This is a genomic window from Gemmatimonadaceae bacterium (assembly GCA_035606695.1).
In the GTDB taxonomy this organism is placed as follows: Bacteria; Gemmatimonadota; Gemmatimonadetes; order Gemmatimonadales; family Gemmatimonadaceae; genus JAQBQB01.
The window spans coordinates 50,145-62,633 of the sequence record DATNEW010000014.1 but is presented as its reverse complement, the minus strand read 5'-3'; the positions used below and the strand labels follow the sequence as shown (position 1 = coordinate 62,633).

The window sequence follows — 12,489 nt, the reverse complement described above, 5'->3', positions numbered from 1 at the left end:
TTCTACGGCGCGGCACAATTGTCCGATCTTCACCGCATCCTGTTGGATTGATTCAGAGATTGCCGCATTGCGCGAAATTCGTGACCGATACATGAACACCGCGGCTCCGCCGACGAGCACGTTGGTCGTCGTCCGGCGACTCGCGCGCCCAGCGTGGACGATCGAGCTGGGAGCGACGGCGATTATCGACCAATGACGGACGATCGCTCCAACGGCTTCGAAGCGTAGCTCGGTGTGTCACATTCGTACACGCGGCGTCCCAAGACTTCGGCGTCATGCATTCATTCGCAGCGCAAAATCGCGGAAAGACCCTGATCGTCGGCGGCGCGTGTTACTTCATCTTTGCGCTGGCCGTTTCGGCCGTTTTCGTGCCCGAGGTTCGCTTGCTGCACGTCGCTCAAGCGGCCCTTTACGTCGCCACCATTGTCCTCGCTCTGCGACAGAGCCGCTGGGGCTACTTCATCGGGGCATCGATTGGAATCTTCTGGGACCTGCTCGCGACGTTTGGATCAGCGCTGTTCTCGGACTGGGTCGCGACGCCGGCACGTCCCGACCTGATCCTTCAAGTTCTCGGCTGGTGGGCAAACCTTGCCGTGGTGATCGGCAGCGCCATCGGGTATCGCCGCCTCGCGAACAAGTCGCGGGGTGATGCTGCGAGCTTCATCACAGTGTTCATCGGCACGACGGCATTCCTCGTCGCGGCAACGGCGATGCTCGCGCCAAGTTACCTGTCACATCTCGCTACTATTCTTCACCCTCATTGGCCGTGGCATCCTTCACCGTGATTCCGGGCGCGGGTTCGGATATTTCGGTGGACTCCGAGGCCCGCGGCGAAATGAGTGGCGAAGTCACTCGCATGGTCGACTGCGAACCCGCGCGCTCGCTCAGAAGTCCGTAGGCCCATGTGTCGTTTGGTGGGTCAGATTCATTCCGAAACGGTGAACCCACCGAGTGTCGGCTCTGCGAACGGCTTGCTCGTTACTCAGTCTGCATCGCATCCCTCGGATCGAGCCCGGCGGCCCGGCGAGCTGGAAGAAGAATCCCTAGCCCGGCGGTGATCGTGAGGACCGCGACCGCTCCGCTAAACGACACTGCGTCGAGCGGCGTCACGTCAACGAGCATGGACGTGAGGAAACGCGTGAGCGCGATGGCCGCGCCGACACCGCATATGAGGCCGAGGACCACGATTCGCATGCCGTCGCCGAACACGAGGCGCACGAGGTCGGCGCGCGACGCGCCGAGCGCCGCGCGAATCGCCAGCTCGCGCGTCCGTTGCGTGACCGAGTACGACAGCACGCCGTAAATCCCGAGCACCGCAAGCAGGAGCGCGACCGCCGCGAACGCGACTAGCAGCGACAACGAAAGCTCGCGCGACGCCAGCGTGCCGTGCGCGCGTTGTTCGAGCGTGCCGACATCGACCGCCACGTGTCGATCGACCGCGAGCGCTCGCCGTCGCAGCTCGAGCTCGATGCGCGACGGCGGCTGCGACGCGCGCACGAGTGCGGTGAGCGATGATGACAGCCACGGCGTCTGGCGAAAGAACACGTACATCTCGGCACGTACGTCTGCCTCGTGGCCGTAGGTCCGGACGTCGCCGACGACGCCGATGATGCGCAGCCACGGCGCCTCGCCGCCGGGACCTTTTCCCTTCTCCATGCTTCGCGCGCGCACCAAGCGGCCGATGGGATTCTGACCCGGCCAGTATTTTTGCGCCATCGTGTTGTTGACGAGCGCGACGCGTTCGCCGCCAATCGCGTCATCCGCGCTGAACGTGCGGCCCGCGACCAACGGAATTTGCAGCGCGCGAAAGAAATCCTCGTTGACCGAGCGATAGACCGCGCCAGCGTCGGCCACCGGGTGATCGGCCACGTCGATGAATCCGATACCCGTCAGGCCGAGTGGAATCCACTGTGCCAAGCCCACCGCTTGGACGCCGGGAATGGCGCGATACGAGCGAACGAGCGCGTCCCAGTACGCGTACCGACGGACGGTATCCTGCGCGTACGCGGGACCGCCCAACGCGGCTTCGACGGTCGCGACGCTCGTGTCGAATCCGAGACTGCGCGCCAACACCGCGCGAAAGCTTCGAATGAGGAGACCGGAGCCGGTGAGCAGCGCGACGGCGAGCGCGACCTCGAACGCGACGAGCGTTGCACCAGACAGCCGCCGTCCACCGGTCGCGAACGCACGGCCGCCGCTGCCGATAGTGGAGCTCAACGCCGGCGCGCTGACGCGCAGCGCCGGCAAGAGACCGGCGAGTATCCCGGCCGCGGCGGCGACGACGAGCGCGAACACGAACACCGTCACGCCCAAGCGCACATCGCCCACGTGCGTCACCGCTCCGCTCCACACGCCAAGCACGCCGCGAACGGTCAGCCATGCCACGAAGAGACCGATCACACCGCCGACGACCGCGATCGACAACTGCTCGACGAGCAGCTGTTGCATGAGCCGGCCGCGTCCCGCGCCGAGTGCCGATCGAACCGCCATCTCCCGATGGCGGGCGGACGATCGCGCCAGTCCGAACGCCGCGACGTTCGCGCAGACGATGAGCAGCACGAATGCGACGACGCCCAGCAGCAGCTCGAGCTGCTTTGGAGTATCCCCGTTCACGTACTGCGCGAGCGGCTGGATGTTTGCGCCAAAATCGTACGACGCGCTCGGGTCGATGGCGCGAATGCCGCGCATCGTCGCCTCGATCTGCCGCGCGACGAGCGAGTCTGTCGCATTCGGTTGACGCCTGGCGATCAACTGCCAGTTGACGTTGACGCGAGCCGGATCGGTCTGCGCGGTGATCGGCACCGCGAACCACGCATCGGTAAACGCCGGAAACTCCTGCTCGGCGGGCACGACACCGACGACGCGGTAGGTCGCGCGAGGCGTACGAAGCGGTTTCGTGAGCGCCGGGTCGCTGTTGAACAGGTCGTGCCACAATCCCTCGCTGATCACGACTTCGGGCGAGCCGTTCGCGATGTCCGCGTCGGCGAATCCGCGGCCGACGAGAAAGCGCGGGCGCAGCACGGAGAAGAAGTCGCTCGACACGCGTTCGGCCGTGACGCGAAACGCGCTGTCGTCGGTGACGAGCGTCTCTCTCGCGCTGAAGGAATAGATCGCGCTCACCTGCAACGCGCTCGCTTTCTTCCAATCGAGCCAATCCGCCGACGACACGACCCCTGCCGCATGGCGCAACGAGTCGCGCCCGTCGATGCGAATCAACTGGTCGGGTGATGGAAATGGCAACGGCCGAAGCGCGACGGCATCGACGAGCGTGAACATGCCCGTCGTCGCGCCGACGCCGATCGCGAACATCGCGACGACGAGCGTCGTGTAGCCCGGCGAGCGCCGCGCATGCCGGGCCGCGAGCCGGAGGTCCGTTCGCAGCGTTCCCCACCAATCGCGGTGTCGCATCGCTCGCTCCCGTTGTTGCGCGCCGGCGTGCAGCGTTCGCCGCGCCTGGTCGAAGTCGCCGAACCGGCGCAGTGCCTCGGCACGCGCCGCGTCGGGCGGCCATCCCGCTCCCACGAGATCCGCCGTGCGCATCGCGAGATGCGCCTCGATCTCGAGGTCCATCTCGGCGCGAGCGCGCTGCCCTCCACCGAGGCCGAGATCGAAGATCCGACGATATCGGTGTGTCATCCGTGCGTCACGCGTGCGTTCGGCTCGTGCGGCTGCGAAGCGCGAGGATCGACAGCACGGACGATGCGTATCGCTCGAACACCTGCGCGTCCGAACGCAGCCGCTGCCGCCCCGCCGTGGTGAGTTTGTAGAATCGCGCGCGGCGGCCAGTATCGGTCTCGCCCCATTCCGCCGAGAGCCAGCCGCGCGTCTCCATGCGCTGCAGCGATTGATAGAGCGCGCTATCGTCGACGCCGACGGTGCCGCCGGATCGCTCGTCCAGCCACGTGGCGATCGCGTAGCCGTGGAGCGGGCCCCAGCTCAGCGTCTTGAGGATGAGCAAATCGAGCGTGCCCTTGAGGAGCGGTACGTTCTCCGGTATCGTGGCCACAGCATACACCCCGTTTGTGCTGAGGTATAGTGCGGTGTCCTGGTCCGACTGTCAAGCGCGCGTCACGATGGTGTGTTCGTGATGCGCGGCCAGAGCGTGGTGGGAGTTTCGGCGGGACCCACCACGCCCAAACAAGGCGCCTAGGGGCAAACAAGCCGCACAAGGCTCGGTGACCGCTAGCAGAATCGGCGGAGCTTCCGTGTTAAATTACGGCCGTACAAGTAGTTCGACCCGGTAGCTCAGTTGGTAGAGCAACGGACTTTTAATCCGCAGGTCGCGGGTTCGAAACCCGCCCGGGTCATGAGGGGTAAGTTGTTGGTAGAGCTGACCGACGGAAAATGCGACGGCCGCCCATCGAGGCGGCCGTTCGCGAAAAAAACCCCAAAAAAACCCCAATTCCGAGACGCAGCGGCTCCGCCGACTCGACGGCGCCGGTAAGGGTTGCATTAGAGGAGCCTCATTTTCGGATCTCGCGGCTCCTCGCGCGACCAGCCAGTTGGGGATATCGTTGGCGCAGAGCCTGCTTGCCATCCCGGACCTTCACTCGACAGGAATGACTTCCGGCGTTGTCCCTGAGCCGTCCAACCATCCATCAATCCACGTTCTCAGGCCGCGCGAGCAAGGTGGCCCGACAGCGCGGCGTGGCTTTACCTATCAAGACCACGTCGCTGTCGCGTTCTACCTCGAAATGCTCGCCGATGACCGCCTGGCGTTCGTTTGGTGCGAAGCCCAAGACGACATCACCCTCATCTGGCACCAAAGCGGCAGCGACAGCGTCGAATTCGTTCAGGTCAAGAACGAGCAGTTGGAGCAACTCTGGACGGTGGCTCTCGTCTGTCGCCGCGAACGTCATGGCGATACGGGAAATGGTGACGACAGTCGCAGGGACGAAGGCGAAAGCGCACAGCCTTCGGCCGACGCGGAGGCTATCGCCACCGCCGCGGCGCATGAGCTGGTCCCGGAATCCTTGCTTGAAAAGTCGCTAGCCCACGAGAGGTGCGCCGAGCCGTGCACCTTTCGCGTCGTCACATCCACGCCACTGCATCCCGACCTCGTTGTTCTCACATACCACCTACGCCATGACCACCGTGTAGACGGGCACTCGGCAATCGAGGATGTCGTCACGACCGTCGCAACATCCGCTGAAAGGGGCGGTCGACGATTCTTGTCCAGCAAGGGTAACGATGTTCGCTCATGGGTACGGCGCGTGGTTTGGGACGTGCGGGAATCACAAACCGCGGTCGTGAATTCGAACTATCGGGCGCTCGACAAGTTCGTTGAGAATGAAGGCGGGTTCTTAATGATCGACCAACGCGACGACCTTTACCTCAAGCTGCTGGCACAGGCGAAGGAGGCCGCCGACGCACCATGGGACCCCGACCCGCTGCGCAAGAAGTTGGCGCGCGCCGCTCTGCTCGATTTCATGCGAGCCGAAATCCGAAAAGCCGAGCATCCGTCCCAAGCGGCGGGTGCTGAACGTCTCCGCGAGAAAATGGAAGCGGCTGCCCTGCCGGATGCTCAGATCGAAAGCGCGTGGGAACTTCGACGTGCGTACCGGAAGGCGATGCTTGACTCGAAGTTCCTCACCCTCGATGAACGGGAACTCGTCGAGGCCGAGGTACAAGCTCGCCTCCACGAGCTGCTTGCATCGCTTCATGCGAACCGCTTCGATGACACGTCAGCGGCCTTCCATGACCGGTGCATTCAAGCACTGCGAGAACTTCGTGATGGGCTGCCGGTACAGCCACAAATGTCGATTCTGTTGGGTATGATGTACGACATCACGGCTCGATGCCGACATCAGTTCACGCGATTGACGAGCAATGATCGCCCCTCCTCCGGGCATCCAGCGGAGGCCGGTGGGCCGGGAGCGGCTGCGTGAGATCCATCCGTAACCTTCGGCAATTGCCAGCCAGCCGCGCGCTTCTCGCGGACGATCTTATCGAATTCCACGCTGCTCGCATCCTGCTACTACATCGAGTCTGCGGCATCAAGAACCGAATCGATGGCCTGACGAAACTTGCGAAGCTCGATTTTTTCGCGCGCTATCCGGCGTTCTTTGCGGAGGCGTGCCGAGCCCGAGGCCAACCCGTTCCGCCGATTACGGTCGGCATCGAAGCCCCAATGGTGCGCCATCACTACGGTCCGTGGGATAAGCGGTACTACCATGTGCTCGCCCTTCTCGAGGGAGCTGAGCTTCTTGATGTCAAACCGCAGCCCAACGGGAGCTACCAGTTCACGCTAACAGAGGCGGGCGTTGATCGTGCCGACGCACTGCGAAAGAGTCCGGCCCATTCGGGCGTCGTTGAGCAGATGACTCATATCAAGAGGGTGTTCGGCAACAAATCCGGCGATGCGATCAAGCGTTTCATCTACGAGCAGTTCGATCGCGAAGTGGCCCAGCGTCTACTGGGTGAGACGATCCGATGACCCCTCGCGACGATACGCCTCGGCAGATGCCGCTAGACCTCGGCGATGTTCACGTTCCCATCGCCACCGAGCCATCGGCTGGGCACAAGCCAACATCAGCCACACCGAAGCCTTCGCGCACCCTCATCATCGAGAGTGTTCAGCGAGTTCCCGAACAGGGCGACCCAGAGGAACTAGCCTTTCAAGTCGGCGTCAATTTGCTCGCGGGCCCTCCAAATGCTGGCAAGTCCAAGTGGATTCGCTTCATCGATTTCGTCCTCGGTGATGGCGATCCTCCCGAAATCACCTTGAGTTCCGAACTCGCCGAGAAGTACCGGAGCGCACGCGTCACTATCAGAATCTGCGGCGTGCCACCTACGCCGGAAGCCACCAGGACCGGTGCATCGGCCCCTGACGGGACCGCACCCCAAGCCAGTTCACTCGAGGCGCCGCCTGACGACGCCGACGCGCCGCCGGGCACAGATGTTGGGCCGGCCGATCAGGTGCTGATTGTGGAACGGCGTTGGAAAGAGGTGGGCATGAAGGGAAAGGTGTTTGTCGACGGCGAAGCGATGACCACGGACCAATTCGGCGCCCACCTCCTACAGCTCCTCGGCATTCCAGTCGTTCACTACCCAAGGGGCGACCCATTCGCGCCACGGGCATGGCCAGTACTATCGTGGCGATCGCTGTTTCGGCATGCATACCGCGAGGAACGCTTCTGGAGCGATCTTGCTGACAAGCAGTTCGAAGGTGAGCAGCATGCGGCCTTAATGCAGTTCCTTGGACTCGCCGAAGCGCTGTTCTCGGTTGAGTACGGCGACCTCGTGGCGAAGCGCAAGAGCGTTCAGATGCTGCGCGCCCGCAAGGAATCGTACATGGAACTGCTTCACCAAGTTACGAATGAAATCGGGCGATTTGCCGAGTTCTCCGTAGCCGTCACCGCGGATTCCGTGAACTCGGCCAGGACGAGGCTTCTGCAAGAGCGTCAGACGGTCAGCGAACGGCGATTGGCGACTCTTCGGCAACTGGCGGACGTAGCGAGTAACGCGCAGAGCGAGCAGCGTCTTCGAGTCCAAAGTCTCCTCGAAGAACATGGTCAAGCGCTCGCGGATGCGCGCGCCCGGCGGCAGAGCCTCCAAGATGAACTCGCACGGACCAACACTCGCGTCAAGGAATTGGAAGAGTATCGCGAGTCCATCTCGCGCGAGCATGAACGATTACAGCGGGCGCAAGAGGCAGGAGTGGTGCTGGCCGAGTTGAAAGTGACGCACTGTCCAGTCTGTGATCAGGCCGTCACTCAGTCACGAGGGTCAGCCCATAGCTGCTACCTCTGTCTACAGCCGCACGACCACACCGCTGCCGATCCAGTCCTAGGATCACGACGTCTCGCTTTCGAGGCTGATCAGTTGAGTGTCGAACGTAAGGAACTCAGCGAAGTGATTGATCGGCACGAGGCCAGTAGAAGGGCGATAGCCGACAGAGTCTCGTCGATAGAGGAGACGATCGGATCTCTCGAAGGCCTCATCCGGCCGACTCAGGTCGCAGCAGCGGCCGTACTTCCACCTGATCTCAGCCTGCTCGATCAAGAGGCTGGTGGAATCGACGAGCGGCTACGTACGCTCGATGCCATCGCAAAGGCGCTGGCGCAGCGCGACACGCTAAATGGTGAGATCGATCGTATCGAAGTTGAAGCGACGGCCTTGGAAGCTCAGGTCGAGTCACAGACAAGAGATGTAAACTTCGAAGGGGCTGCCACGATGCTCGAAGAGGGATTCAATTCCTACTTCAATGCCCTCAACCAGGATGGACTGGAGCGTTGGCCTGAAGGGCCTGTGTCGATCCGTCTACGTAAGCGCGATTTTTGGATTACCGTAACTAACTCGAATTGGCGAACGAAGCTTGGAGCAACACTCGCGTGCTTCTTTCTGAACGCATACCACTACGCCCTCTTGTCGCTCTCGGGGCGAGCGGGTTGCAATTATCCGGGACTGGCGATTATTGACTTCCCTCCTACTCTGGCGGATGATCGCGAACTAACCGACGAGGAGAACTATCTCATCGTACCGTTCATTCAGCTCTTGTCGGCATTGCTGCCCGTACGAACACAGCTGATTGTTGCCGGTCGTGCATTCGAGGACCTTCCGGGGGCGCACCGGATTGCGTTGACGACGGTCTACAAGTAGAGGGGTGCGTGCTTCGCACGAACGTTAGGTGACCATCTCGTCAGCGGGCGCGTCGGCCACGGACTTCAAGACCGAATACGCGCCCGGCCCCGCGACGACTACGCCAGTCCGCTCGACGGATGTCCGTATCATTCCCTGGAAGGGAAGCGTTAGCGATCTCATTTGGCGTCGAGTGCGCCAGTACTCACGCAGTAACCCTCTGTAGCCGAGTCCGAAGATTTCCGATCGTGTTCGATGCGGCAGACCCAGGCGGCGTGTCATTAGCGACAATTTTCTCCACACCCACCGATCAAGCTGCCGAACCTGATCTACGTCGTTGATGATGCGGAAGCAGGCAATCCAACTTCGGCGCCCGCCATCGACCTCCACTCCCATGATCTTCAGGTTGACGTGTCGGAGCGCTTGCCGAACGCATTCCCGTGGACTCGCATACTCACCGTCGCGTAGCCGAGTTTCGTGCAGCGCTAGCACAGCCTGAATGCGGCGCTTGAACTTCGCGACGTTCGTTGGCTTGACGGCGACCTTTGTTCCACGAAGACGGAAGCCGACAAATGTGATTCCGTCGTTGATGTGGCCGCACCGGACGGTCTTCTCGCCTTCATGCAGCTCGAGAAGGACTTCGCGAGCAGCCGTCGCCACGGCGTCAAACGCGACTTGGCACGTGCTTTCGTCTCTACAGAGTACGACGAAGTCGTCCGCGTATCGGACGAGTGTGGTCCCCGACACACCTTGAACTGCCTCGTCGAAGGCACACAGATAGAGATTCGCGAGCAGACCCGAGATCACCCCGCCCTGCGGCACGCCGATCCTCCGGCCAGCAGGAAAGGTTATCGACGCCCGATTGACAGCGCGGGCAATGTCCCCTGCCCGCACGAAACGCCACGCAAGCCGCTGTGCGCGAGCATCGACATCGAGGCCATCCACAAGAGTTTTGAGACGCGCGTGGTCCAGTCGATCGAAAAACTTGACGAAATCCGATTTGACGAAAAAGGGCTGGCCGGAAGTCGCCGCAGAGTAGATCCGACGAATTGCGTCGTAGGTGCTCACCCCGGTACGATACGCGAAGGCGCTGTCGGTTAAGCGAGCGTTGATGACGGGCGCCAGAACGTCGTGAAGGGCCGCCTGAACAATCCGGTCTCGGATTCCCGAATACGCGATCTTGCGTTCTCCACCGTCCACCTTGGAAACGAAGTGGAAGAGGAACGGCCGGAATTGATATCGTCCGGATCGAACACGCCGCTCGATCGCTGCGAGGTGCTGGGGGAGTTGACGCTCAAATCGCGCAACGGTCAAGCCATCCCATCCGGCCGGAATCTTGATCCGGTCGTCGAGGAGATCAGTCTTCGCTTCCTTCAGCCGATTCCACACCTCACCGAGCGCCTCGCGGGAGAAGGCGGCATCGAACGTGGGAGTTGAGGTAACCTGCGACATTGCCGTTCCCCAGCGCTCGCAGGTTGATGGGGACTGACGGAAACAACCCGTCGAAGAAACACTCCTGACTATCTTGACGATGGCGGCACGCTACCCTGGCTGGGGCGGTCGGACAGCAACCGGGCACCCCACGATGGAGGTGCGCTCGCCGCTCGACAAAGCTGCTCGTATCGATGGCCATGGTCAAGCACGTTGTCCTTGAGCGTCGGCCAAGAACGAATTATCATCACGTCGTTGGCGGTTTCGCCGCCATGCCGCCGAAGGGCGGAGCCGACGTAGGGTTGCCGGTCGACCCGAGGCGATAGTCACTCCTGACTATCTTGACGATGGCGTCGTAGCGTTCTCCGGTAGGTTTAGAGGACAAGGGTTCGTAGTGGGATCGGCCTGGGCTCGGAACCCTGGCACTAACCGGCTCGATCACCTCCATTCAGCGAATCGCGCTGGCACGCGCGAACGCTCTTGTATGCGAACTTTGGCACTAATGGGCCAAAGTCACGCGATCATACAGCGGTCTTCGAGATCAATGATCGCGCCTTAGCAAGCCTTGCCGAAATTCGGTCCGCCGCCCGCTCCGGATCGTCGTGCTCCCAAATTCGGACGACAGCCCAACCCGCGGATCGCAAAGCCCGATCGTATATCCGGTCCCGCGCGATGTTCCGCTCGATTTTCGAGCTCCAGTAGTGCGAGTTCGATTTCGGCTGCGTCCCGTGTTTGGGACAACCATGCCAGAAGCACCCATCGATGAAGATCGCGACCCTGGCAGCACGGAATACGATGTCCGGCCGCACCCGGACGGTTAGCAGCACAATAGGCGCATTCACACGATACCGGTATCCGCGGGCGTGCAATAGCCGACGAACCGCGAGTTCTGGCTTCGTATCTCGCTTCCGGTTCCCGCGCATCGCCGCCGAGGCGGCATCGCTGACTGGACGCGGGTACGCGACTCGCACGCCACTACCGAGTGCGATAGTCCGTTCGCTTCGCGGGGAGGATACCGCGTTCTTTGGCTTCGGGTTGCGACGGTTTGATTGGTCCGATTCGACGGATTTCCGATACATTCGAGTCACGGAGGTTCTAGATGCCAGCGATGCGCTAGGCGTTTCCTCGGCCTACATTCCGGAATATGGCAGCGCCCACGAAAACGTCGATGAAACCGCTTAAGGCTATCAGCTTATACACTGGGGCTGGGGGGCTTGACCTGGGCTTCGAGGCGGCGGGGTTCGAAACCCGAGTCGCCGTTGAACTCGAACCCGACGCGATCGCCACTCTCCGCAAGAATCGGCCGTCCTGGGAAGTTATAGACAAAGATGTTCAGTCCGAAGCCGCGTCATCGAAGGCAATACTTCGTGCCGCTCGGCTCAAAGCAGGCGAGGCAGATGTCTTGATTGGCGGACCACCCTGTCAACCTTTCAGTAAATCGGGTTATTGGGCGCACGGCGATGCCAAGCGCTTGGCCGATCCAAGATCGGCGACCCTCAGTGCATACCTGCGCGTCCTGCGCGATGCCCAGCCGCGCGCGTTCCTTCTAGAAAACGTTCCTGGCCTGGCCTTCAGTCAGAAGGATGAGGGTCTCACGTTCCTCAAGCGATCGATTGAGGCTATCAATCGCGACACCCGCGCCAACTATTCGTTCGAGGTAGCGCTTCTTAGAGCGGTAGAGTACGGCGTGCCGCAGGATCGTCACCGCGTCTTTATTGTCGGCTCGCGAACCGGTGAACTGTTTCGATTTCCAGCCCCGACGCACGCCCCACCGTCCTCGGACGTGGGTGCACCTGACGATAAGCAAAGCAGTCTTGAACTATTTCCGAGCGCCAGCGATACAAGCCCTCGTCAACCACACTTGTCCGCTTGGGACGCGATTGGAGATCTCGAAGAAGACAATGATCCGGCCCTGGCGGTGACGGGAAAGTGGGCTGATCTGCTTCCAACGATTCCCGAGGGAAACAACTACCTGTTTCACACGAGCCGTGGAGGTGGCGTCCCGCTTTTTGGTTGGCGACGTCGCTATTGGAGCTTTCTCCTTAAGCTTGCCAAGCCGCTCCCGTCTTGGACCATTGCGGCGCAGCCAGGACCGGCCGTCGGTCCGTTCCATTGGAAGAACCGTCGTCTCTCCGTCAAAGAGATGATGCGGTTGCAAACGTTCCCGGAAAACTACGAGATAGTTGGCTCGTTTCGTTCGGCACAGCGGCAGTTGGGCAACGCCGTTCCCTCAGCGCTCGCGGGAGCCTTGGCGCTTGAGATTCGGCACCAACTTCTCGGAGAACCGTTCAAGGGAGTATCCGCGTCATTACTGCCGAAACGTCGAGCCGACACGCCTCCGGTCGAGCCTATCGCCAAAGTTCCCCGGAAATACCTGAAGCTCGTTGGGGATTACGAGGCTCACCCTGGCACGGGTTTGGGCTACGGGGCGCTTCGTCGCGTTAGCGCAGGCAGTATCGCACCGCGCCGATAGACGAT

At 61.7% G+C, this 12,489-nt stretch carries 8 protein-coding genes and 1 tRNA gene; 6 read left to right on the top strand and 3 right to left on the bottom strand.

All coding sequences use genetic code 11. From position 1 onward, the window contains the following. The first annotated feature begins 275 nt into the window (after positions 1-275). The gene (locus VN706_04880) at positions 276-785 is read left to right on the top strand and encodes a hypothetical protein (protein HXT14939.1); all 510 of its coding nucleotides are present in this window, start codon (positions 276-278) and stop codon (positions 783-785) included. A 193-nt stretch (positions 786-978) separates the two neighbouring features. Here VN706_04880 and VN706_04875 read toward each other — a convergent pair whose 3' ends face one another. Further along, on the bottom strand, positions 979-3,636 hold the full coding sequence (locus VN706_04875; protein ID HXT14938.1) for an ADOP family duplicated permease: 2,658 nt from the start codon (positions 3,634-3,636) through the stop codon (positions 979-981). Between the two features lie 7 nt (positions 3,637-3,643). After that, complete coding sequence (locus tag VN706_04870) at positions 3,644-4,006, bottom strand: PadR family transcriptional regulator (protein ID HXT14937.1); 363 nt, start codon at positions 4,004-4,006, stop codon at positions 3,644-3,646. Positions 4,007-4,234: 228 nt separating this feature from the next. Here VN706_04870 and VN706_04865 point away from each other — a divergent pair. The 4 genes from VN706_04865 to VN706_04850 all read left to right on the top strand — a co-directional run bounded on the left by VN706_04865 (position 4,235) and on the right by VN706_04850 (position 8,601). Continuing rightward, positions 4,235-4,307, top strand: a tRNA-Lys gene (locus VN706_04865). A 252-nt stretch (positions 4,308-4,559) separates the two neighbouring features. Further along, positions 4,560-5,888 (top strand): dsDNA nuclease domain-containing protein, encoded by a 1,329-nt coding sequence (locus tag VN706_04860; protein HXT14936.1) that lies wholly within the window; start codon positions 4,560-4,562, stop codon positions 5,886-5,888. Then, complete coding sequence (locus VN706_04855; GenBank protein ID HXT14935.1) at positions 5,885-6,436, top strand: hypothetical protein; 552 nt, start codon at positions 5,885-5,887, stop codon at positions 6,434-6,436. Before VN706_04860 ends, VN706_04855 begins: the two co-directional genes overlap by 4 nt. Next, the gene (locus tag VN706_04850; GenBank protein ID HXT14934.1) at positions 6,433-8,601 is read left to right on the top strand and encodes a hypothetical protein; all 2,169 of its coding nucleotides are present in this window, start codon (positions 6,433-6,435) and stop codon (positions 8,599-8,601) included. Before VN706_04855 ends, VN706_04850 begins: the two co-directional genes overlap by 4 nt. A 24-nt stretch (positions 8,602-8,625) precedes the next feature. Here VN706_04850 and VN706_04845 read toward each other — a convergent pair whose 3' ends face one another. Then, entirely contained in the window at positions 8,626-10,032 is a 1,407-nt protein-coding gene (locus VN706_04845) for a reverse transcriptase domain-containing protein (protein HXT14933.1), read from the bottom strand. Positions 10,033-11,155: 1,123 nt separating this feature from the next. Here VN706_04845 and VN706_04840 point away from each other — a divergent pair. Beyond that, entirely contained in the window at positions 11,156-12,484 is a 1,329-nt protein-coding gene (locus VN706_04840) for a DNA cytosine methyltransferase (GenBank protein HXT14932.1), read from the top strand. Positions 12,485-12,489 lie beyond the last annotated feature (5 nt).

Coding starts and splice junctions, on each gene's coding strand:
- VN706_04880 (HXT14939.1), top strand. CDS start 276: ATGCATTCATTCGCAGCGCAAAATCGCGGAAAGACCCTGATCGTCGGC.
- VN706_04875 (HXT14938.1), bottom strand. CDS start 3,636: ATGACACACCGATATCGTCGGATCTTCGATCTCGGCCTCGGTGGAGGG.
- VN706_04860 (HXT14936.1), top strand. CDS start 4,560: ATGACTTCCGGCGTTGTCCCTGAGCCGTCCAACCATCCATCAATCCAC.
- VN706_04850 (HXT14934.1), top strand. CDS start 6,433: ATGACCCCTCGCGACGATACGCCTCGGCAGATGCCGCTAGACCTCGGC.
- VN706_04845 (HXT14933.1), bottom strand. CDS start 10,032: ATGTCGCAGGTTACCTCAACTCCCACGTTCGATGCCGCCTTCTCCCGC.
- VN706_04840 (HXT14932.1), top strand. CDS start 11,156: ATGGCAGCGCCCACGAAAACGTCGATGAAACCGCTTAAGGCTATCAGC.